Genomic DNA, 21,007 nt, shown 5'->3' with positions numbered 1-21,007 from the left:
ACTGCCGCCCTGGCGGCTTAGAACGGTACGGTCAGACGCAGCTTGAACTCGTTGCCCTGCGGGCGGTTGGCCACCCGCGTTTCGTGCTGCCATTTGGCGGTGACGAAAAAGCCCTTGCCGTTGTCGTACTTGATCGACGGCCCGATGGCCAGCGCCCGGCCGCGGTTGCCGTGCGCCGGCACGTTCGGCCCCTGGTCATCCGTTACCTGACGATAGGCATAGCCCCCCACCCCGGCCACCCAGCCATTGCCGAAGCCCCAGCCCAGCGCGTAGTCGGCATGCAGCTCCTGCCCGCTGCGGTAGTCGGTGTCCTTGTTTTTCCAGTTGTAGTCGTACATCAGCTTCAGGTCGGCGTTGATGCCCTTGGACTGCAAGTAGCTGACGGCGACCAGCGGCTCCACGTTCCAGTAGTTGCGGCCAACGTTGACCAGGTCATTTTTGTCAAACTGGCCGGTCGGCGCATTCACATCCACGCCCACATAGGCGTGCAGCTGCTCGGACAGGTGGTAGGCAGCACCGCCGCCCAGTACGATATCGCCCAGCTCGCGCTTGCGCTGCGACTGGCCGTTAACCGTGGCATCCAGCTCCAGCAGCGGCGTAATGGCGTGCATCGCCAGCGTGCCGCCCGCCAGCGGCAGATCGCTGACCCAGATAAAGCGTGGCGCCACCGCGTTGACCTGCAGCTTGAAATCCACCGGCACCTTGTCGCCGTTATTGTCGCGCAGTGAGCTGGCGCGGTAGCTGGAGGCATAGCCCAGCACATAGAAGCCGGGTGGCGGCAAGGCGCCGGTCAGGTAGTTTTCGTTGCCGTTGGGGTACATACCGCCACCGCCTTCGGTCGCCCAGCTAGTGCCGGCCAGCGTGGCGAGTACGACTGCGGTGCTGCAGGCAAGGGTTTTTCCTGATTTGTGCATGTTACAACTCTCCGTTTTATTTATTTGTCATTAACAATGGACGTGAAAAAGCGCTGCCTGCACAACAACGCAAGCGGGACGGGCAGCGCAGCGTCCCGCTGCGGATGTTGGCCGCATGCCGCGCGTCCGGATGGTGACACGAGGCCGGGCCGGCAACGGCCGGGTAAGCCGCTGCTAGATCGGGTACTGCTGTGGCTGGGTCTGGATACTGATCCAGCGCAGCTCGGTAAATTCGTCTATGGCGCTACGGCCGCCAAAACGGCCATAGCCACTGTCCTTCAGGCCGCCAAACGGCACCTGCGCCTGATCCTGCACCGTGGGGCCGTTGATGTGGCAGATGCCGGACTCGATCCGCCGTGCCACCTCCAACGCGCGCATCACGTCGCGGCCGAACACCGCCGCCGACAGACCGTACTCGGAGTCGTTGGCCAGCGAGATGGCTTCTTCCACGTCGTCGAAGCGCAGCACCGCCACCACCGGGCCGAATGATTCCTCGCCATACAGCCGCATCGCGGCGGTGACGTGGTCCACTACCGTCGCCTCCATCACGCTGCCGCGCGCATGGCCGCCGGCCACCAGCTCGGCGCCCTTGTCGACTGCGTCCTGCACCATTGCCTGCACCCGGGCGGCGGCGCCGGCGCTGATCATCGACCCCAGCGCGCAGCCCTTTTCATCCGGCAGCCCGGCTTTCAGGCTCAGCGCCTTGGCCGCCAGCCGCTGCACAAAAGCATCGGCCACCTTGCGATCCACGATGATGCGTTCGGTGGACATGCAGATCTGGCCCTGGTTGAAGAAGGCACCAAACGCTGCCGCACTCACCGCCTCGTCCAGATCGGCATCGTCCAGCACCAGCAGTGGCGCCTTGCCTCCCAGCTCCAGCAGGCAACGCTTCAGGTAGCGCGCGGCGATCTCGGCAATGCTGCGGCCAACCCGGGTGGAACCGGTGAAATTCACCCGCCGCACCGCCGGATGGCGAATCAGCGCCTCGACCACGTTGGCCGCATCGGCCGGCGCGTTCAGCACCACGTTGAGCACGCCCGGCGGCAGCCCGGCCTCGGCCAGCACTTCGCCGATCAGGCGGTGGGTATACGGGCACAGCTCCGAGCCTTTCAGCACCACGGTGTTGCCGCAGGCCAGCGGCATCGCCACCGCCCGTGCTGCCAGCAATACCGGCGCGTTCCACGGCGCGAAGGCCAGCACCACCCCCGCCGGTTGGCGCAGCACCATCTCGATGGCGCCGGGGCGGTTGGATGGCGGCAGCTCGCCCTGGATCTGCGTTACCAGCGCTGCCGCCTCGCGGAAGATGCCCGCCGCCAGCTGGCAGTTGAAGCTGCCCCATGCCGCGGTGGCGCCGGTTTCCGCCGTCATGGCGCGGCTGAACTCCGCGCTGCGGGCGATGATCAACTCTGCCGCGCGGTTCAGCAGCTCGCGCCGTTGCTGCGGCAGCAGTTGCGACCAGCCGGCAAACGCCACCGTGGCGGCATTCACCGCCGCCAGCGCACTGTCCACCGTGGCGGCAGCCGCCAGCGTCGCCACATCGCCGTCGATGGGGTTGAGACATTCGAAGGTGGCGCCATCGGACGACGCCACATCCTGATTATTGATAAACAGCCGGGCCTGCAGCATGTGTCGGTCTCCGCATTATTCTGTGCCTACCGCTTGTACGCTGCGCCACGCTGCCGGCACAACTACGGCTTTGGCGCGCCGTCCGGCGAGTTGGCCGCATCGCTGTCGGCATCGCCGCGCAGGCCCTGCTTGAAGCCGCGCACCGCGCCGCCCAGATCCTCGCCCACATTGCGCAGCTTCTTGGTGCCGAACACCAGCATCACCACCACCAGCACGATCAGCCAGTGCACCAGGCTGAATGAACCCATTGCATTCTCCTTGCCCCCGCCGCGTCAGCGCCGGGGGTGATTCAGCGCCACGGCCGGCTTGCGGCCAACCGTGGTCAAGCCATTAACGATCAGGCCTTCTTGGCGTACACGTTGCACCAGCCCTTGCCGGAAACCTGCTTGCCGCCCAGCATCGGACAGGGCGCGAAGGCATCAGTGGCCTTGCCCTGGTAGAACTGGCAGTTGCTACAGGATTGGCCGGCGGCGTATTTCGGATGCTTGGCCTTGTCCATCTTGCTGGCATCGGCGGCATAGCCCAGTGCCACGGCGGCCGGGTCTTTCTCCTCGATCTTGGCGGCGGCGGCGAACGCGGTACGGGCGACGGCCAGAGCGGAAACCACACCTACGCTTTTAATCAGAAAACTGCGACGCGATTGCATATTTGACTCCTGAAGGTGCCGGCAGCCAGAGCCGCCGGCATGATGCGATGAATGACGATGCTCAGAACGGATACGGGCGCGGCTGGAACTGCAGCGTTACCCACTGGGCGCGGGTGAATTCCTCGATCGCCCAGTCACCGTTGAAACGTCCGAGACCGGAATTCTTCTCGCCGCCAAACGGGGCGTTGGTCTGGTCGTCCACGGTGATATCGTTAATGTGACACATCCCGGCGCGGATACCTTTGGCAAAACGCAAACCGCGCGCGTAATCCCGGGTAAAAACCGCACTGGACAGGCCATACTCCGATGCATTGGCCAACTCTAGCGCATGCGCCTCGTCGCGCGCCTTGACCACCGGCAACACCGGGCCAAAGGTCTCGTCCACGGCAATGGCCCAGCGCGGATCGACATCCACGAACAGATGCGGCGGCAGCACATTGCCCTGCGGCGCGCCGCCCACCAGCAGACGGGCGCCGTCTTTTTTCGCCTGCTCGATCTTGCTCAGCACGCTGTCCAGCTGCTTGCCATTGATCAGCGGGCCGACGATGGTGGCCGGGTCGGCCGGGTCGCCATACGGCAGCTGTTCGATGCGCGCCTTCAGCGCAAACACGAACGCATCATGTACCTTGGCATCCACGATCACGCGGTTGGTGCTCATGCAGATCTGGCCCTGATGCAGGAAGCGTCCCACCACCGCCGCCTGCGCCGCCTGCTCGATATCGGCATCGTCCAGCACCACCAGCGGCGCGTTGCCGCCCAGCTCAAGCGCCACGCGCTTGATGTGCTGCCCGCCGGTGGCGATGCGGCCAACGTTGCGCCCCACCTCGGTGGAACCGGTGAACGAGATCAGGCTCGGCACCTGGTGGGCGACGAAGTAGTCGCCGATCTCGCTGCCGGCGCCGGCCACCACGCTGAACAGCCCGGCCGGCAGGCCGGCTTCCTCATATATCTTGGCCAGCAGCAGGCCGCCGCACACTGGGGTATCGCTGGCCGGCTTCACCACCACCGCATTGCCCAGCGCCAGCGCCGGGGCGATGGAGCGCGCAGTCAGGTGATACGGAAAGTTCCACGGGCTGATCACCCCCACCACCCCCAGCGGCGCGCGGTAGACGCGGCTTTCCTGATTCGGGATGGCCGAGGCCAGGATGCGCCCTTCCACGCGGTTGCAGAAGGTGGCGGACTCCTGGGTGATGCGGCGCGCGCTATCCCATTCGATGATGGCCTTCAGTCGCGAGCTGCCGGATTCGCGCATGATCCAGTCCTGGATCTCCTCGCCCCGCGCCAGCATGATCTCCACCACGCGGTTCAGCACCGCGGCACGTTCTTCCGGCAGCCGCGCCGCCCACTCCTGCTGCGCCGCAGCGGCAGCGGCATAGGCCGCATCCACATCGGCACGGCTGGCCAGCTGCAGCTGCAGCAGAGTGACGCCGGAATACGGGTTGCTGTCGGTCAGGCGCTGGCTGGATGTACCCGCCCGCCACTGGCCGGCGATCGGCTGCAGTTCGAAGCCGTCGTAAGCTTGCTTGCTCATGTCAGTGTCCTTGTTCAGATACGGATGCCGGATTTACCCGGTGCCAGGATGCCGTTCGGGTCCAGTGCGCGCTTGATCTTGCGCTCCACGTCACGCTTCACCTGGCCGTAGCTGTTGGCCACCCGTTCCTGGAACGCGGTGTTGACGCGGTACACGGCGTAACCATGCTTCTCGAATTCGTCCAGCAGTTCGGCAAAACAGTCGTGGGCACGCTTGGTTTCTTCCTCGCTGGTGCGGTCGTACAGCACGTCGATGACGTGGTGCATGTCGCGCCAGCCGACGATGAACTCGCCGACGTAGTCCAGGCCATGCTTGTTGAGAATCGCCTTGGCCATCTTGGCCTGCTTGTCACACTCGCTGCCGCGCGCCTGGCTCACCGGGGCAAACCACATCGAACCACCGCCGCCGCGCCAGTTGTACAGGCCGAACTCCTGCAGATTGGGCACGCCGGACATCAGCTGCGAGCGGTACTTGAACGGCTGGCGGTCGCCGGCTTCTTCCTTGGTGACGATGCGGCCCTTGCCGGCCTGCTTCAGCACATCGGTGATGATCTTCCAGTTCACGTCCACCTGCTCCTGGGTGCCATACAGCGCGGCGTACACGTTCCAGGCGCCCAGATCCTTGTCTTTCTGGATCTGCTTGATGATGTGATCCGGGGTATGGCCAGGGGTGGTGATGTAGTCGGCGCGACGGGTATTGCAGGTGGCGGCCTCCCACAGCGTGCCGGCGATCACCACGGCATTGGGGATCACGTTGGCGATGCGCAGCGGGCGCAGCATTTCCACGATCTCGCTGATGTCGGCCTCGTTGTCGAACTTGATCTCGAACGGCTTGAACACCGGCGGCTTGGGCATCAGCCAGAAGCCCATCTTGGTACAGATGCCGTAGTTGGCCTGGGTGAACATGCCATCCAGCGTCGGGCCGTAGCCCCACTTGAACACCTGCCAGGAGTTGCTGCCCTTCACGCCACCCATGCCGGTACGCAGGATGTCGCCGTTGGCCAGCACTAGTTCCATGCCGCACTGCATCAGGAAGTGCTCGCCATACGGGGTGTAGCCCACGCCGCGGTCCATGGTATTGCCCACCGGGCCGGCAATGGCCGATGGCGCCGAGAACGACAGCATCAGCGGCAGCTTGTGCTCCTCGATGTAGTCGTACAGCATCTGGTAGGTCACCCCCGGCTCCACCAGCGCGGTACATAGCTCCGGGTCGATGTGGATGATCTTGTTCATCTTTTTCAGGTCGAGCACGATCTGGCCGCGCTCCACCGGCGCGGCGGAGCCGTAGCCGAAGTTGCGGCCGGTGGAGATCGACCACACCGGAATCTTGTACTCGTTGCAGATCTTCACCACCGCCTGCACTTGTTCCACCGTGGTGGCCATCACCACCGCCGACGGGGTGTGCTTGGCGGCATCCACCGCCATCATTACCTTGGTATACGGTTGCAGGTGCTCGGCTGAGGTCAGGACGTTGTCCTTGCCCAGCGCGGCGCTGAATTTCTTGATGGCCGCGTCGAAACGGGCTTCGCTGATACCCTTGGGTAGGGCGAGGTATTTACTAGCCATGGGAAAACTCCGTTCAGATCACGCAGCAAAAGGAAACACACAGCACGCCATTGCCGGCGGTTGCCGCCGCAACGACCGCCGGGCGGCTCACCAGCTCGCGGCCCAACGCGGCGGCCGACTGCAGCGCGGCGGCATCGCTGCCCAGGCGCTGGTGCTGTTGCGACAGCACGCGGCCACCGGCACTGCGCACCAGGTCCAGCAGCACGGTGGCGGTGGCATCATCCACCAGGCCAACCAGCATGGCCGGCTGCGCATCCTGTGCCAGCGCGTGAATGTGCTGCAGCAAGGAGCCGTCCAGCCCATTGAGGCTCAGCGCCGGCTGTTGCTGCATGCCGTGCTGCTGGGCCGCGGCGGTAACACCAGCCAGAAACTGGCGGTCCACGGCGCTGCCGGATACGACGGCGGTCAACGGCATCTGGCCGCCTGCGGCCAACGTTGCCGCCTCCGGCAGACCCGTCGCGGCATGCGCCAGCGAGCCGCCGGTGAAGGCCAGGCCGACAGCGGCCAAGCCCTTGAGCAAGGTGCGACGATCAGTAGTCATGTGCGCTCCCCTTACGGTTTCGGCTTGGAGTTGGCGAGGTAGGTCGCCAGGCTCTGCAGCGTATCATCATCGATATCGCTGACGCGGAAAGCTGGCATCGCGCGCAGGCCGCTACGCGGAATCAACTTGAACACCGCCTCCGGCAGGCCGCGTCCCAGCAGCACCGGGCCGATGCCCGCTTCGTGGCACTTGGCACAGACTTTCTCGTAAAAGCGCTGGCCCTTGCTGACCTCGGCCTCGCCTTGCGCGTGGGCGCTGGCCAGCGGCCATGCCAGCAACAAGCTCATGGCCACGGCAGGCAGACGGCCTGCACCCATCCTGGTCCCGTTGTTCACCATTTGTTCTCCTAGATGTTGTGTGTCCGCGTTGCATCCGGCCTTGCCAGGCCACGGTGTTTCCACCCTGGCGTGCCCGGCTCGCTGCAACGCTGCATTCCCGTTCGATGGCCTTTTCTTGATGCAATGCAAGGAAGCGGCAAGACCATTCTGCTACTGGAGCCATGACTCTAAGCGCGAAGCCCTGCCGTCTCAATGTCGCTTTTTGGGTATGTTTGACACTTTTTTGGGAAATGTAATTGTCTGATTACAAAAATGACAAAAGTCGATAACTGCTTGAGTTGCAAGGACATTCACCGCTGCAGCGCACCAAAACCGCAATCATGCAAAACAAATCAGCAATGTCATGACGCAGCCGGTGCCGCGACCAGACTTGCACGCCACGGTTTTCAGCCGCGCCCGGCTTGTTGATAATCAACGGCTGATTCCCACAGACGAGGCCGGCATGAGCTTGCAATCGGTACGGGCGTTTTTTGCAGAACGCCAACTGGACATTCCCATCATCGAACTGGACACCAGCACCGCCACCGTGGCGCTGGCGGCAGAAGCCCACGGCGTGGAGCCGGGCCGCATCGCCAAGACCCTGGCCTTCCGCCTGGCCGATGGCCGCGTGGTGCTGCTAGTGGCGCGCGGCGACGCCCGCATCGACAACCGCAAATTCAAGGACGCCTTCGGCAAGGGCCGCATGCTGCCGGCGGAGGAAGTAGAGCAGCTGACCGGCCACCCGGTCGGCGGCGTGTGCCCGTTCGGGCTGGCACAGCCGCTGCCGGTATACGTGGACAGCTCGCTGCAGGTGTACCAGGAAGTGCTGCCGGCAGCCGGCGATGTGCACACCGCGGTGCGCATCAGCCCTGCGCTGCTGGCACAGCTGGTGGCCGGGCAATGGGTGGATGTGTGCCAGGAAGTGGCCGTCGCCAGCGCATGAAAAACGGGCCCCGGTGGGCCCGTTGCTTTAGCGGCCGCCGGCTCAGGCCGGCTGCGCTTGTGGCAGTAGCCGGCCAAGCGGCTGGCTGCCGGCGGCGGAATGTGCCGTGGCAGGCGGCAGGGTAAAGAAGGCGATTGCCGCCTTCAGCTCGTGCGCCATCTGCTCCAGCTGGCCGGCGGACACCGCCGTCTGTGTCGCGGCGGTGCTGGTTTCCTCGGTCATCTGCGCCACCTGCTCCACATTGCCGGCAATGCTGCCCCCGGCCGCCTGCTGCTGCGCCAGCGCCACCGATACTGCCTGGATCGCCTGATTGATGCGGCCAACGTTGCCACTGATGCCGGCCATCGCCGCACGCGCCTGCTGCGTCTGCTCTAGCCCGGTGGCCATCTGTGTCACGGTCTGGTGAATGCCGCCGACCACCTGCTGGCTGCTGGTCAGCATCTCGGCAATGATGCCGCTGATCTGGCTGGTGGACTGCGCGGTGCGCTCCGACAGCTTGCGCACCTCGTCCGCCACCACGGCAAAGCCGCGCCCGGCCTCGCCGGCGCGCGCCGCCTCAATGGCGGCATTCAAGGCCAGCAGATTGGTCTGCTCGGCCACGTCGCGAATCACCTCCACCACGCCGGAAATCTGTTGTGATTTACTACCCAGCAGATTGGCCTGCTGCTGCGATTCCCGCACCTGCTGGCTGACTTGCTGGATGGTCTGCAGCGTGCCGGCGATGATCTGCTCGCCCTCGCCCGCCAGCTTGCCGGCGCTGTCGGCATCGCGCGCCACGTCCTGGGTGTTGTCACTGACCGAGGCAATACTCACCGACAGCTGCTCTACCGAGGCGGACATCGCCGCTGCCGAGCGGGTCTGCTCTTCGGCGGACACCGCCACCTGCTCGGAGGAAGCGGCCAACTCGGTGGCATTGACCGACAGCCGGGCGATCACCTGCTCCAGGTTCTGCACCAGCCGGCACAAGGCGCCCTGCATCGCCGCCATCGACGCCACCACGCTATTGTTGTCGCCCTGGCGCACCGGTAGCGACTGCCCCAGATCACCGGCAGCAATGCGCTGCGCCAGTTGCACCACGTCGGCCGGCTCGCCGCCCAGCTGGCGCAGCAGCTGGCGAATGATGTGCCAGCCCATGCCGGCGCCCAGCAGCAGGCCCAGCGCCATCAGCAGCATCGACAGCTGCGCGCTGCGCTGCGCCGCCGCTGCGGCTGTGTCGTATTGCTCGGCCGCCACCCGCAGCTGCAGTGCGATCAGCGCGGCGATGCGGCCGGACACCGGGTCCAGCGCCGGGTACAGTTTGCTGTCGTTGAATTGCTGCAGGCCGGCGCGGTCGTCTGCCTGTGCCAGCTGCTGCAGCTGACCGACGCCGGCATTGGCCAGCTGCATCGCCTGCTCGGTCTCGGCCACCAGTTTTTGTTCTTCTGCGGTAAGCAAGGTGCTGCGGTAGGCCTGCCATTGTTGGTCTATGGTGCTGCGAGCGCTAGCCAGGTTTTGCAGAAAACTATCGCGGCTGATGGCACCGGCACGCAGCTTGTGCGCGGCATCGACGATGCTGACCGCGTAGCCGTCCGCCACTTGCTTGAGCTGCTGCAAGGGCACCACGCGGTCGTGGTAGGTGCTGGAATAATCGGCAAGAATGCGGTTTTGCACATACATGCCAAAGCCGCCAAGGGTGGCGGCAATCAGCAGCAGCAGTGCCAGTAACAGGCCAAGACGCTGGCCGATGGTAAGTGGGCGGATCATGTGGATTGCTCCGTTTACGGTGGGATTGAATAACGGAAACTGCAATAAATTCCACTTGTTACTTAGCCGCGCCGCCAAACCATGTCAATGCAATAAAATGCCATTAGGTAGTTGCACCTAGCCGCCGCTTTTGCCGCCCTGTACCGCCCAGCACCATACTGTGCCACGTCATTCCGTTTAAACTGTCGATACCGTTACCATCTGTCCAGCCGACGGGCAGAAAATGGCGGCAACGGCTGTCACGGCACGGTCACACTGCGAATTCCTGCCAACACTTTACCCGAACGACATGTAACAAAAAACGAAACAGCCCGCACGCGGCGGGCTGTTTGTAACGGCGGTTGTCGTGCTCAGGCGTAGTTCTGCGGGAACAGCGCGCGCTCTACCGATTCGATCAGGATGTGGATCACCTTGATGTGCAGCTCCTGCACGCGGTCGGCGTACTGGCCGCCCGGGGTGCACACGTCGATGTCCGCCAGCTGGCCGATCACCGAGCCGGGGCGACCGGTCAGTGCCACCACCACCATGCCCATTTCCTTGGCTGCCTTCACCGCCGCCAGCACGTTCTTGCTGCTGCCACTGGTGCTGATCGCCAGCAGCACATCGCCGGCGCCGGCGTGCGCTTCCAGATAGCGCGAGAAGATCGCCTCGTAGCCGTAATCGTTGCCGACGCAGCTGATGTGGCTCGGATCGCTGATGCTGGCCGCCGGCAGCGCGCGGCGGTCGTTGCGGTAGCGGCCGGACAGTTCCTCGGCAAAGTGCATGGCATCGCACATGGAGCCACCATTACCGCAGCTGAACACCCGCTTGCCATGCTGATACGCCGTCACCAGCGCATCGCCGGCGGCATCGATGGCGGCCAGCGCTTGCGGGTTGGACAGCAGCGCATCCAGGGCACTGCGCGCTTCGGTCAGGGTGGCAACGATATGCGGTTTCATGATGTCAGCCTTGTTGATCTTGATGGGCGGGCATTGTACCCGCCTCAAGCGGCCAGCGCAGTAGCTCTTCCGGCCGAAGCCCGACCGCCAGCTTGCCGCCCGGCTGCGGCGGCGGGCCGCCGGCCAGCTCGCGGGCGCTGAGCAACAGCTGCCACGGCGCGCCATCGCCGGCCACCGTCACCTGCCAGCCATCGGCCTGCGGCGCCACTGCCACGATGGCACGCTGCGGCTGCGCGGCGCCCAGCACAAAGGCCTGCGGCGGGATGGCATATTGTTCGAACACATTATGAAAGCCGACAAAGCGCGCCACCCAGCTACTGGCTGGCCGCGCCAGAATCTGGGCCGGCGTGCCCTGCTGCACGATGCGGCCATGCTGCAAAATGGCCACCCGCTGCGCCAGGGTAAACGCCTCGTGGCGGTCATGCGTCACCAGCAAAGCCGGCACCTGCAAGCCGGCCAGATGCTGCGCCACATCGGCCAGCAGCTGCTGCTTGAGGTCGGTATCCAGGCTGGAAAACGGCTCGTCCAGCAACAGCAGTTGCGGCCGGCACACCAGCGCGCGCGCCAGCGCCACCCGCTGCCGCTCGCCGCCGGACAGGGTGTGGCAGGCGGCACGGCCACGATCGGCCAGCCCTACCGCCGCCAGCATCGCCTCGGCCTGCTGCCGCGCCTCGCGCCGTGGCGTGCCGCGCTCGATCAGACCGAAGGCTACGTTGGCCGCAGCATCCAGATGCGGAAACAGCGCATGGTCCTGGAACATCATCGCCAGCTGCCGCTGTTCCGGTGGCAGCGTCAACAAATCGCGGCCGTTCAGCCGCACACTGCCGCCCTGCGGCCGCTGCAAACCGGCCAGCACCGCCAACAGGCTGGATTTGCCGGCGCCGGACGGCCCCAGCAGCGCCAGCGTCTCGCCGGCGGCCACTTGCAGCGACACCGCTTCCAGCACGCGGCGCTGGCGAAAGGCCAGAGTCAGCCCGTCAATCTGCAGCACGATTTTTCTCCGGCCATTCAATGATCAAAAACGCCAGCAGCGCAAACGCCAGCAGCAGACAGGTCAGCAGCAGCGCCTGCTCCAGGTTGGCCGCACCGGGGCGCCCCAGCCGCTGGTAGATCAGCGTGGTCAGCGTGGTCCATTCCGGGCGCGACAGAAACAGCGTCACCGCGAACTCGCCTACCGCGGTGGCGGCGGCAAATGCCAGCCCGCGGCGCAGCGCCGGGCGAATCAACGGCAGGCTGACACGCCAGAAGGCGCGCCAGCGGGTGGCGCCCAGCGTGCGCGCCGCCGCCGGCAAGGTGGGCGACAGGCTGGCCAGCGCCCCGGCCACCGCCTTGGCGACAAACGGGTACGCCAGCAAGGCATAGGCCGCCACCAGCAGCCACAGGCTGGCGCCGTACTGCGGGTACAGCAGCAGCAGGCCAAAGGCCAGCATCACCGGCGACACCATGAACGGCAAAAAGCTCAGCGCCCGCAGCCACCACCAGCGCGCGGCGGCAATGCCGTGCGCCAGCCCCAGCGCCAGCGCCAGCAACACCGCGGCGCCGGAAAACTGCAGCGTATTGCCGATGGCGGCCAGCACTTCGCCATCCCACAATGCCTGCCAGCTGGCCGCATCCGCCTGCAGCGCGCGCAGCACGATCGCCAGCAGGGGGGCGGCGGCGAACAGCGCCAGCAGCAGCAGAGTGGCGGCCAGTTGCAGCCACTGCGGCCAACCTTGCGGCCGCTGGCACAGCGTGGGGCCGGGGCGGCTGTCCTTCACCAGCCGGCGCTCGATCAGTGCATAGCCGCCGGCCGCCAGCGCACCCACCGCCAGCGCCAGCAAGGCCAATGCACCGGCGTCGGCCAGGTTCAGCTCGTACGCCACCAGCGAGTAGATTTCCACTTCCACCGTGGCATAGCGCTGCCCGCCGAGCAGCAACGCCAGGCCGAAACCGGCAAAGCAGTACAGGAAAATCAGGCACAGCGCGGACGCCAGCCACGGCCGCACCACCGGCCACTCCACCCGCCAGAAGGTGCGCCACGGCGTGGCACCCAGCGTGCGCGCCACCAGCAGGCGGCTGGCCGGCACCTGCGACAGGCCATCCACCCCGGCCCGCACCAGCAACGGCAGGTTGTAGAACAGGTTGCCGTACAGCAGCAGCCACGGCGTGTCCTGCAGATTGATGCCAGCCACGCCATGCGGGCCGAACAGCGCCAGCACGCCGAGACCGGCCACCAGCGTCGGCATCACGAACGGCAACAGCAGCAAGCGCAGCAGCAGGCCGCGGCCGGGAAAGTCATAGCGCGCCAGCGTCCAGGCCAGCGGCAGGCCGATCAGCTGGCACAGCAGGCAACTGATTAATGCCTGCAACAGCGACCACAGCAGCCGCCATTGCAGGTAGTCGTCGTGCAGCAAGGCCGGGTTGAAGGCGCTGCCGCCCTCCCACAGCAGCCGCGTCAGCGGCGCCGCCACCATGGCGGCGAGGAACAACAGCGGCAGCAAGGCCAGGCTGCCGCGCAGCAGCCAGCTCATGCGCCGTGCTCCAGCAGGTACACCAGCTCGTCGCCGTCCTGCGGATCGAACCAGCGGCCAACCTGGGCAAAACCGAAGCGCCGCGCCAACGCCAGCGAGGCGGCGTTGTCCGGCGCGATCGACAGCACGAAGCGCTGCTGGCCATGGCTACGCAGCGCCCAGTGCAGCAAGGTTGCCAGCGCCTCGGCGGCGTAGCCTTGGCAGCGGTGCGCGGTAAACACGGTGTAGCCCAGCTCCACCGCGCCCGGCGCCAGCGGGTGCAGATACTCCGGGCCGGGCATGCTGTGAAAGCCGATATGCCCCAGCATGCGGCCGCTGCGGCGACACAGCATGGCGCGCAGCGACCACGGCGCGTAGGCGCTGTCGGCCAGCATGTCCGCCAGCCGTAGCGCCATCAGCGCCTGCTCGCCCAGCCAGTCGGCCGGCAACGCGGCGCCCAGCCGGGCACCCGCCTCGGCATGGCGGCCATTGCAGCCCAGGCGCAGCACTTCGGCATCCAGATGCCGCAGGATCAGGCGCGGGCTGAGGATGTCGGCGCAGGCACTACGCTCGGGCGCAAGGTTGGCCGCAAACATGGCGTCGGGCTCAGTTACCGGACTTCAGTACTACGCGGGTCCAGCGGCTGACCCAGCCGGCGGTCTTGTGCTGCATGGCATCCAGCTTGGGATTGCTGGCGGCCTGCGGCTGCTGCGCATGCTTGAACACCGGGTCCAGGCTGACGCCGGCCACTGCCGGGTACATCCACATCTCGGTCGGCAGCGCCTGCTGCGCCGCATTGCCACGCATGAAGTCCACAAACGCCTGCGCCGCTTGCGGCTCCTTGCCGCCTTTTACCTTGGCCACGCCTTCGATCTGCTGGAACACGCCGCCTTGCAGCAGCAGGTTGGCGGTCGGCGCTTCGCTCAGTTTTTCCTTGCTGTAGAACACCTCGGCCGCCGGGCTGGTGGCGTAGCTCACCACGATGGGGCGCGCGCCGCCATTGCGGCTGAAATCGGTGTAGTAAGCCTCGCTCCAGCCCTTGGCCACTTTTACGCCGTTGTCACGCAGCTTGGCCCACCACTGGAAAGCGCCCGCCTCGCCCTTGCCGGCGATGGTAGCCAGCAGGAAAGCCAGCCCCGGGCTGGAGGTGGCCGGGTTTTCCACCACCAGCAGGTCCTTGTAGGCCGGCTTGGCCAGATCATCCAGGCTGGTCGGCAGCGCCAGCTTCTGCTTGGCAAACCAGGCCTTGTCGATGTTCAGGTTCACGTAGCCGTAGTCCACCGCCACCGCGCCCGGCAGGCTGATGCCGGTCACGCTGCGGCCAACCTTGCTGCTGGTCGGCTCCAGCACGCCGGCGGCATTGGCCTTGCCGATCAGGGTGTTGTCGATGCCGTACACCACGTCGGCAATCGGGTTGCCGCGGGTCAGGATCAGCTTGTTAAGCATCTCGCCGGCATCGCCGGCCTTGATGATGGACAGCTTCACGCCGGCCTGTTTCTCGAACTCGGCCAGCTTGTCCTTGGGCAGGCTGAAGGAGCTATGCGTCAGCACGCGCAGCTCGCCGGCCAGGGTAGTCAGGGAAGCGCCGGCCAGTGCCAGCAGCAAAACAGTTTTCTTGAACATTGCAGACATCCTCTTTTGGTAATGGCGCGCACCAAAAAAAGAAGCGGGACGCGGCCGGGCCGCGCATCACGCTCCCTCCGCTGGTATGACCCAGATCAGGTTCTGGGGTATGTCTCAGCCCGCCGCCTGGCAGGCACCCCCGGTGATCGAGCCGCGAGTATAGCGTCTGCGTCGCGATGCTCAAAGTTGGCCGCAAGCACCACGGCCAGCCGGGTTTTGCCTTTGCCGCCGTCATGGACTATCACGTGAAGCAGCCATAGCCAAACGCAAACAATCAATTAACAACAATCAATTTAACAAATTTATAAGCCAATACCATACTGCAGTCATCACCTACGGAGCACACGCCATGAAACGCTTCCTGCCTAGCCGCGTCATGCTGGATGACATCTGGGCCAATCTAGTCTGGCTGCAGTAGCGCCAGCCACGCCGCACCTACCCAAGCGCCACCGGCAACCAATGCCAGCCGGCGGCCAGTAAGCCAATCAGCTCGTCACACATCGCCTGCACGCCGGCCCGGCGCCGTCATGCCGACACAAACCACAATAGGAGATACCCATGTCCACAGCAGCCAAATGCCCGTTTGCCGGTAGCGCCGCCCCGCAGAGCGTGGCCGGCAGCCAGTCCAATGCCGACTGGTGGCCGAACCAGCTCAAGCTGAGCATCCTGCATCAGCACGGCACCGAATCCGACCCGATGGGTGCGGCGTTCGACTACGCCGCCGAATTCAAGACCCTGGACCTGGATGCCGTGGTTCAGGATCTGCACGCACTGATGACCGACTCGCAAGACTGGTGGCCCGCCGACTGGGGCCATTACGGCGGCCTGATGATCCGCATGGCCTGGCACGCCGCCGGCACCTATCGCATCGCCGATGGCCGCGGTGGCGCCGGCAGCGGCAACCAGCGCTTCGCGCCACTCAACAGCTGGCCGGACAACGGCAATCTGGACAAGGCGCGCCGCCTGCTGTGGCCGATCAAGCAGAAATACGGCCGCAAGCTGTCGTGGGCGGACCTGTTCATCCTCGCCGGCAACGTGGCACTGGAATCGATGGGCTTCAAGACCTTCGGCTTCGGCGGCGGCCGTCCGGACATCTGGGCACCGGAAGAAGACGTCTACTGGGGCATGGAAAAAACCTGGCTGGCCACCAGCGACCAGCCGGACAGCCGTTACTCCGGCGATCGCCAACTGGAAAACCCGCTGGCGGCGGTGCAGATGGGCCTGATTTACGTCAACCCGGAAGGCCCGGACGGCAACCCGGACCCGGTGGCCTCTGGCCGCGACGTGCGCGAAACCTTCGCCCGCATGGCGATGAACGACGAAGAAACCGTGGCCCTGGTGGCTGGCGGCCACACCTTCGGCAAGGCGCACGGCGCCGGCGACCCGGCACTGGTCGGCCCGGAACCGGAAGCGGCACCGATCGAGGAAATGGGCCTTGGCTGGATCAACAAGCTTGGCAGCGGCAAGGGCGTGGACACCACCACCAGCGGCATCGAAGGCGCGTGGAAACCCAATCCCACCACCTGGGACAACGGCTACTTCGACACCCTGTTCGGCTATGAATGGCAGCTGACCAAGAGCCCGGCCGGCGCGCACCAGTGGGTGGCCAAGGACGTCAGACCGGAAGACATGATCCCGGACGCGCACGACCCGAGCCAAAAACACCCGCCGATGATGACCACCGCCGACCTGTCGCTGCGCTTCGACCCTATCTACGAGCCGATCGCCCGCCGCTTCCACCAGGACCCGCAGGCGTTTGCCGACGCCTTCGCCCGCGCCTGGTTCAAGCTCACCCACCGCGACATGGGCCCGCGCGCCCGCTACCTGGGCAAGCTGGTGCCGAAAGAGGAGCTGATCTGGCAAGACCCGATCCCCGCCGTGGATCACGCCTTGGTCGACGCACAGGATATTGCCGCGCTGAAGAGCAAGGTACTGGCTTCCGGCCTGAGCATCGCTCAGCTGGTGACCACCGCCTGGGCCTCGGCCGCCACCTTCCGCGGCAGCGACAAGCGCGGCGGCGCCAACGGTGCGCGCATCCGCCTGGCCCCGCAGAAGGACTGGGCGGTGAACCAGCCGGCGCAATTGGCGCAGGTACTGCAAACGTTGGCCGCGATCCAGCAGGAGTTCAACGCCAGCGCTACCGGCGGCAAGAAAATCTCGCTGGCCGACCTGATCGTGCTGGCCGGTGGCGCGGCGATCGAGGCCGCTGCCAGCAAGGCCGGACAGCCGGTCAGCGTGCCCTTCGCCCCCGGCCGCATGGATGCCAGTGCCGAGCAGACCGACGTGGAATCGTTCCAGGTGCTGGAGCCGAAGGCGGATGGCTTCCGCAACTACGCGGCGCCAGGGCTGGAAAGCGTCGTCGGCGAGCTGCTGCTCGACAAGGCCCAACTGCTGACGCTGAGCGCCCCGGAAATGACCGTGCTGGTCGGCGGCCTGCGCGCGCTGAATGCCAACAGCAGCCACAGCCAGCACGGCGTGCTGACCAAACGCCCGGAAACCCTGAGCAACGATTTTTTCGTCAACCTGCTCGACATGGGTACCAAGTGGCAGAAATCCGCCACCAACGGCGTACTGGAAGGGCGCGACCGCGCCAGCGGCGAGCTGAAATGGACGGCGACGGTGGTTGACCTGCTGTTCGGCTCCAACTCGCAGCTGCGGGCGCTGGCGGAGGTATATGCCAGCAACGATGCACAGCAGAAGTTCGTCACCGACTTTGTCGCCGCCTGGAACAAGGTGATGAACCTGGACCGTTTCGACCTGGCCTGATCCGCGCCGCGTGCGGCCAACGTGCCACAGGGCAAACCTCACGGTTTGCCCTGTTTTTTTGCCAGCAGCGCTGCAGTCGCGCCCCAGCTAAAGTCGACGCCCAATGCAAACAGGACCTTGTCAAAGACAAGGTCCTGTTTGGTATTTGGTGCCGGCGGCAGGAATCGAACTCGCGACCCCCTGATTACAAGTCAGGTGCTCTACCAACTGAGCTACACCGGCGTTAGGCGACGGATAATAGACAATACTTACTGCTTTAGCAAGCTTTTTTTAATTGTTTACGCCAATTGGCTGTTTTTACAAAACAACCGTGGCGCCGCGCTGGGTAGGTGACGTGGTCAGGACCGTCGCCAACGTCGTTACGCCAGCAGAATCGGCGTGAACACGTTGGCCGCACGGCAGCAAGCAACACACCCAGTGCCTGAATTTGGCACCGCCACACCACCAGCCGCCGGCCCCGGCGCCAACAACAAGGCCGCTGTCCGGTGGCAGCGGCCTTAGGCATTGCGGAGCGGCGGCAGGCTTACTCGTCGCGTTGCAGCAGATGCAGCGTCAGCGTCAGTTCGCCGTTGTCGCCCTTCACGCTCTGCACGTTCTGCAGGCTCAGGTCGGATGGCAGCAGCAGGCTGACACCATGCCCTACCCCCACCTTGCTCCAGAACTTCTCCAGCCGCTTGGCCACACCCTGCGCCGGCAGCGGGGCCTCGCTCTGCAGCGAAAAGCCGTAGCTTTCCGCCGCGTTGTCGAACAGCCGGTTCACCTCGCCCGCCGGCACGTAGCGCTCGGCCATATCGGCCATGTCACGCGGCGACACTTCCGGCTCGGCCTTACAGTGGCTCAGCACTTCGTCGCGGAAACGCAGCTGCGCGGCCGGGTCGGCAATTTCCTCCGCCACCTGCTCGATCACCTCGGCCACCAGCTTGCTGGTGGAGTTGCTGTCCGGCACGCGCAGCGCGCGCAGGAAGTCATCCACCCAGAACTTGGCCTCGTGCCCCAGCCGGTCCACCGCGTACAGCGTGGGACCGCTTTCCAGCAGCAGCGCGCCCTTGTCGATCAGGCGCGGATTGATGCCGGAGGCGTGGCTGATGTCGAACACCTCGCCGCTTTCCACGATGGTGAGGAAGTCCTCCTGGATCTCGGCCTTGAAAATGCCCAGCGCGCGCTGCGGCGCGTCGGCTTCACCCAGGCCGGAGAACAGGATGATCAGCAGGTCGCCGGCGGCGATATTGGGGTGCTGCGAGCGCGCGTACAGGTGCTTGGCGATGTTCTGCGACAAGGCCAGCAGGTCCAGTTCGCCGCGGAAGAACTGGCGGCTGTAGTGGTACAGCTCGTTGAGATTGAGGTCGGTCTCGTGCACGAACTGGAACTTCTTCTTGTCCGAGACGATGCCCTTCAGGTAACCGTCCAGAATCAGCGCCGACACCGCCTCGTCCACGCCGATGGCCTTGCCGGACAACTGCAAGGGCTCGCCGCGGTTGGGGTTGCCCACGCGGTGGATCACCAGTCGTTCTACTCGGGCTTCGCTGATCTGCATGCTGTGTCTTGCTCCGTTTCAGTTGAGGCGCGATTATCGCCGCCCGCCGCGCCGGCAACAAGGTTGGCCGCAGCGCCAAACTGCAAGGCGGCCAGTCTGGCGTACAGCGGCGAGCTGGCCAGCAGTTCGTCATGACGGCCTTCGGCCACGATGCGGCCGCCGTCCAGCACGATAATGCGGTCGGCCTGCTTCACCGTAGCCAGGCGGTGGGCGATCACCAGTGTGGTGCGGTTGGCGGCGGCGCGCTCCAGTGCCGCCTGCACCAGCTGCTCGGATTCGGCGTCCAGCGCGCTGGTGGCTTCGTCCAGCAGCAGGATCGGCGGGTTCTTCAGAATGGCGCGGGCGATGGCGATGCGCTGGCGCTGGCCGCCGGACAGCCGCACGCCGCGCTCGCCGAGAAAGCTGTGGTAGCCCTGCGGCAGTTTTTCGATGAAATCGTGCGCCGCAGCGGCGCGGGCGGCGGCCATCACCTCTTCGTCGCTTGCCTCTGGCCGGCCGTAACGGATGTTCTCCAGCGCGCTGGTGGCAAAGATCACCGTGTCTTGCAGCACGATGCCGATATGGCGGCGCAGCACCGCCGGGTCCAGCGTGGCGATATCCACGCCATTGAGGGTGATGCGGCCAACTTGCGGGTCGTAAAAGCGCAGCAGCAGCTGGAACAAGGTGGTCTTGCCGGCGCCGGACGGCCCCACCAGCGCCACCTGCTCGCCCGGGTGGACATGCAGCTCGATGCCATCCAGCGAGCGGCTGTTCGGCCGTGACGGGTAGGCAAAGCCCACGCCGCTCAAGCGGATGCCGTCGCCGGTGATCGGCAATGATTGCGGCTGCAGCGGCGGCGTCACCGGCGAATGATGGGACAGCAGTGTCAGCAGGCGTTCGGTGGCGCCGGCGGCACGTTGCAGGTCGCCCCACACTTCGGCCACCGCGCCGATGGCCCCGGCGGTGACCACCGCATACAGGATGAACTGCGCCAGCTGGCCGCTGCTCATCTGCCCGGCCAGTACCGCGTGCGCACCCAGCCACAGCACGAACACGATGGCGCCGAAGATCAGTAGGATGACGATGGCAGTCAGCTGGCTGCGGGCGCGGATGCGTGCCAGCGCGGTGCCGAAGCTGGTTTCCACCGAGGCCTCGAAGCGGCCAACCTCGCACCCCTCCTGCGCAAACGCCTGCACTGTCTGCACCGCGTTCAGGGTTTCGCCGGCCATGGCGCTGGAATCGGCGATGCGGTCCTGGCTAGCGCGCGACAGTGCCCGCACGCGGCGGCCAAACACCAGGATAGGCAGCACCACCACCGCCAGCGTGATCAGGATGTAGCCGGTGAGACTGGGGCTGGTCACCGCCAGCATCACCAAGCCACCCAGCATCAGCAGCACATTGCGCAGCCCCATCGACAGGCTGGTGCCCACCACGGTCTGCACCAGGGTGGTGTCGGTGGTCAGCCGCGACAACACCTCGCCAGTCTGCAGCGTCTCGAAGTATTCCGGGCTCATGGCAATCACATGGCGGTACACCGCGCTGCGCAGGTCGGCGGTGACGCGCTCGCCCAGCCACGACACCAGATAGAAGCGCAGCGCGGTAAAGATGGCCAGCAACGCCGCCAGCGCGAACAGCGCCAGAAAATAGCCGTCCACCGCCTGGCGCTGCACAAAGGCGTGGTCGATCAGGTAGCGGAATGCCACCGGCAGCAGCAGCGTGGCGCCAGCTGCCACCAGCAGCGCGATGGCCGCCAGCACGAAGCGGCCGCGGTACGGCCGCATGAAGGGCAACAGACCGGACAACGGAGTGAGGCGTTGTAACAGGGTAGGCTTGATCACCGCAGCTCCAGACA

Annotated in this window: 18 protein-coding genes, 1 tRNA gene and 1 riboswitch; of the genes, 2 read left to right on the top strand and 17 right to left on the bottom strand. The window is 65.6% G+C overall.

Going from position 1 to position 21,007, the window contains the following annotated elements; translation table 11 throughout:
- Nucleotides 1-17: 17 nt before the first annotated feature.
- The 8 genes from ABNW52_RS06295 to ABNW52_RS06260 all read right to left on the bottom strand — a co-directional run bounded on the left by ABNW52_RS06295 (nt 18) and on the right by ABNW52_RS06260 (nt 7,110).
- Nucleotides 18-914: a SphA family protein gene (locus ABNW52_RS06295; RefSeq protein ID WP_349585525.1), complete on the bottom strand. Its 897-nt coding sequence runs from the start codon at nt 912-914 to the stop codon at nt 18-20.
- Nucleotides 915-1,088: 174 nt separating this feature from the next.
- Nucleotides 1,089-2,540 carry an aldehyde dehydrogenase gene (locus ABNW52_RS06290; protein WP_349585523.1) on the bottom strand — a complete coding sequence of 484 codons (1,452 nt, stop codon included), beginning with the start codon at nt 2,538-2,540 and terminating at the stop codon, nt 1,089-1,091.
- 62 nt (nt 2,541-2,602) lie between these two features.
- Nucleotides 2,603-2,788, bottom strand: coding sequence for a Sec-independent protein translocase subunit TatA (gene tatA / locus ABNW52_RS06285; RefSeq protein ID WP_349585521.1), 186 nt, complete (start codon nt 2,786-2,788; stop codon nt 2,603-2,605).
- Between the two features lie 89 nt (nt 2,789-2,877).
- Nucleotides 2,878-3,186: a high-potential iron-sulfur protein gene (locus ABNW52_RS06280; protein WP_349585519.1), complete on the bottom strand. Its 309-nt coding sequence runs from the start codon at nt 3,184-3,186 to the stop codon at nt 2,878-2,880.
- Between the two features lie 61 nt (nt 3,187-3,247).
- Entirely contained in the window at nt 3,248-4,717 is a 1,470-nt protein-coding gene (locus ABNW52_RS06275; RefSeq protein WP_349585517.1) for an aldehyde dehydrogenase family protein, read from the bottom strand.
- Between the two features lie 14 nt (nt 4,718-4,731).
- On the bottom strand, nt 4,732-6,282 hold the full coding sequence (locus ABNW52_RS06270; RefSeq protein ID WP_349585515.1) for an FAD-binding oxidoreductase: 1,551 nt from the start codon (nt 6,280-6,282) through the stop codon (nt 4,732-4,734).
- Nucleotides 6,283-6,295: 13 nt separating this feature from the next.
- The gene (locus ABNW52_RS06265) at nt 6,296-6,823 is read right to left on the bottom strand and encodes a hypothetical protein (RefSeq protein ID WP_349585513.1); all 528 of its coding nucleotides are present in this window, start codon (nt 6,821-6,823) and stop codon (nt 6,296-6,298) included.
- A gap of 11 nt (nt 6,824-6,834) precedes the next feature.
- Nucleotides 6,835-7,110 (bottom strand): c-type cytochrome, encoded by a 276-nt coding sequence (locus ABNW52_RS06260; protein WP_349585511.1) that lies wholly within the window; start codon nt 7,108-7,110, stop codon nt 6,835-6,837.
- Nucleotides 7,111-7,603: 493 nt separating this feature from the next.
- Between ABNW52_RS06260 and ABNW52_RS06255 the strand changes: the two genes are divergently transcribed.
- Entirely contained in the window at nt 7,604-8,083 is a 480-nt protein-coding gene (locus ABNW52_RS06255; protein ID WP_349585509.1) for a YbaK/EbsC family protein, read from the top strand.
- 42 nt (nt 8,084-8,125) lie between these two features.
- Here the strand turns inward: ABNW52_RS06255 and ABNW52_RS06250 are convergent, their stop codons facing one another.
- The 6 genes from ABNW52_RS06250 to ABNW52_RS06225 form a co-directional block, all read right to left on the bottom strand.
- Nucleotides 8,126-9,826, bottom strand: a complete 1,701-nt coding sequence (locus ABNW52_RS06250) for a methyl-accepting chemotaxis protein (protein ID WP_349585507.1) — start codon at nt 9,824-9,826, stop codon at nt 8,126-8,128.
- A gap of 350 nt (nt 9,827-10,176) precedes the next feature.
- The gene (locus ABNW52_RS06245) at nt 10,177-10,764 is read right to left on the bottom strand and encodes a D-sedoheptulose-7-phosphate isomerase (protein ID WP_349585506.1); all 588 of its coding nucleotides are present in this window, start codon (nt 10,762-10,764) and stop codon (nt 10,177-10,179) included.
- Between the two features lie 4 nt (nt 10,765-10,768).
- Nucleotides 10,769-11,755, bottom strand: a complete 987-nt coding sequence (locus ABNW52_RS06240) for an ABC transporter ATP-binding protein (RefSeq protein ID WP_349585504.1) — start codon at nt 11,753-11,755, stop codon at nt 10,769-10,771.
- Nucleotides 11,742-13,274 carry an ABC transporter permease gene (locus tag ABNW52_RS06235; RefSeq protein WP_349585502.1) on the bottom strand — a complete coding sequence of 511 codons (1,533 nt, stop codon included), beginning with the start codon at nt 13,272-13,274 and terminating at the stop codon, nt 11,742-11,744. Before ABNW52_RS06235 ends, ABNW52_RS06240 begins: the two co-directional genes overlap by 14 nt.
- Nucleotides 13,271-13,849 carry a GNAT family N-acetyltransferase gene (locus ABNW52_RS06230; RefSeq protein WP_349585500.1) on the bottom strand — a complete coding sequence of 193 codons (579 nt, stop codon included), beginning with the start codon at nt 13,847-13,849 and terminating at the stop codon, nt 13,271-13,273. The genes ABNW52_RS06235 and ABNW52_RS06230 overlap by 4 nt, the downstream gene beginning before the upstream one ends.
- 10 nt (nt 13,850-13,859) lie before the next feature.
- A complete protein-coding gene (locus ABNW52_RS06225; RefSeq protein WP_349585495.1) occupies nt 13,860-14,876 on the bottom strand; it encodes a thiamine ABC transporter substrate-binding protein in 1,017 nt (338 codons plus the stop codon).
- 54 nt (nt 14,877-14,930) lie between these two features.
- A riboswitch (TPP riboswitch) is annotated at nt 14,931-15,027 on the bottom strand.
- A 407-nt stretch (nt 15,028-15,434) separates the two neighbouring features.
- Between ABNW52_RS06225 and katG the strand changes: the two genes are divergently transcribed.
- Nucleotides 15,435-17,642 carry a catalase/peroxidase HPI gene (gene katG / locus ABNW52_RS06220; protein ID WP_349585494.1) on the top strand — a complete coding sequence of 736 codons (2,208 nt, stop codon included), beginning with the start codon at nt 15,435-15,437 and terminating at the stop codon, nt 17,640-17,642.
- 146 nt (nt 17,643-17,788) lie between these two features.
- Here the strand turns inward: katG and ABNW52_RS06215 are convergent.
- The 3 genes from ABNW52_RS06215 to ABNW52_RS06205 form a co-directional block, all read right to left on the bottom strand.
- Nucleotides 17,789-17,864, bottom strand: a tRNA-Thr gene (locus ABNW52_RS06215).
- 301 nt (nt 17,865-18,165) lie between these two features.
- Entirely contained in the window at nt 18,166-19,176 is a 1,011-nt protein-coding gene (locus tag ABNW52_RS06210) for a nucleoid-associated protein (RefSeq protein ID WP_349585492.1), read from the bottom strand.
- Nucleotides 19,152-20,993 carry an ABC transporter transmembrane domain-containing protein gene (locus tag ABNW52_RS06205; protein WP_349585490.1) on the bottom strand — a complete coding sequence of 614 codons (1,842 nt, stop codon included), beginning with the start codon at nt 20,991-20,993 and terminating at the stop codon, nt 19,152-19,154. Before ABNW52_RS06205 ends, ABNW52_RS06210 begins: the two co-directional genes overlap by 25 nt.
- Nucleotides 20,994-21,007: the final 14 nt, after the last annotated feature.

This window comes from Vogesella oryzagri, from assembly GCF_040148885.1.
GTDB lineage: Bacteria > Pseudomonadota > Gammaproteobacteria > Burkholderiales > Chromobacteriaceae > Vogesella > Vogesella oryzagri.
This window is presented reverse-complemented; position numbering and strand designations above follow the sequence as displayed.

Coding starts and splice junctions, on each gene's coding strand:
- ABNW52_RS06295 (WP_349585525.1), bottom strand. CDS start 914: ATGCACAAATCAGGAAAAACCCTTGCCTGCAGCACCGCAGTCGTACTC.
- ABNW52_RS06290 (WP_349585523.1), bottom strand. CDS start 2,540: ATGCTGCAGGCCCGGCTGTTTATCAATAATCAGGATGTGGCGTCGTCC.
- tatA (WP_349585521.1), bottom strand. CDS start 2,788: ATGGGTTCATTCAGCCTGGTGCACTGGCTGATCGTGCTGGTGGTGGTG.
- ABNW52_RS06280 (WP_349585519.1), bottom strand. CDS start 3,186: ATGCAATCGCGTCGCAGTTTTCTGATTAAAAGCGTAGGTGTGGTTTCC.
- ABNW52_RS06275 (WP_349585517.1), bottom strand. CDS start 4,717: ATGAGCAAGCAAGCTTACGACGGCTTCGAACTGCAGCCGATCGCCGGC.
- ABNW52_RS06270 (WP_349585515.1), bottom strand. CDS start 6,282: ATGGCTAGTAAATACCTCGCCCTACCCAAGGGTATCAGCGAAGCCCGT.
- ABNW52_RS06265 (WP_349585513.1), bottom strand. CDS start 6,823: ATGACTACTGATCGTCGCACCTTGCTCAAGGGCTTGGCCGCTGTCGGC.
- ABNW52_RS06260 (WP_349585511.1), bottom strand. CDS start 7,110: ATGAGCTTGTTGCTGGCATGGCCGCTGGCCAGCGCCCACGCGCAAGGC.
- ABNW52_RS06255 (WP_349585509.1), top strand. CDS start 7,604: ATGAGCTTGCAATCGGTACGGGCGTTTTTTGCAGAACGCCAACTGGAC.
- ABNW52_RS06250 (WP_349585507.1), bottom strand. CDS start 9,826: ATGATCCGCCCACTTACCATCGGCCAGCGTCTTGGCCTGTTACTGGCA.
- ABNW52_RS06245 (WP_349585506.1), bottom strand. CDS start 10,764: ATGAAACCGCATATCGTTGCCACCCTGACCGAAGCGCGCAGTGCCCTG.
- ABNW52_RS06235 (WP_349585502.1), bottom strand. CDS start 13,274: ATGAGCTGGCTGCTGCGCGGCAGCCTGGCCTTGCTGCCGCTGTTGTTC.
- ABNW52_RS06230 (WP_349585500.1), bottom strand. CDS start 13,849: ATGTTTGCGGCCAACCTTGCGCCCGAGCGTAGTGCCTGCGCCGACATC.
- ABNW52_RS06225 (WP_349585495.1), bottom strand. CDS start 14,876: ATGTTCAAGAAAACTGTTTTGCTGCTGGCACTGGCCGGCGCTTCCCTG.
- katG (WP_349585494.1), top strand. CDS start 15,435: ATGTCCACAGCAGCCAAATGCCCGTTTGCCGGTAGCGCCGCCCCGCAG.
- ABNW52_RS06210 (WP_349585492.1), bottom strand. CDS start 19,176: ATGCAGATCAGCGAAGCCCGAGTAGAACGACTGGTGATCCACCGCGTG.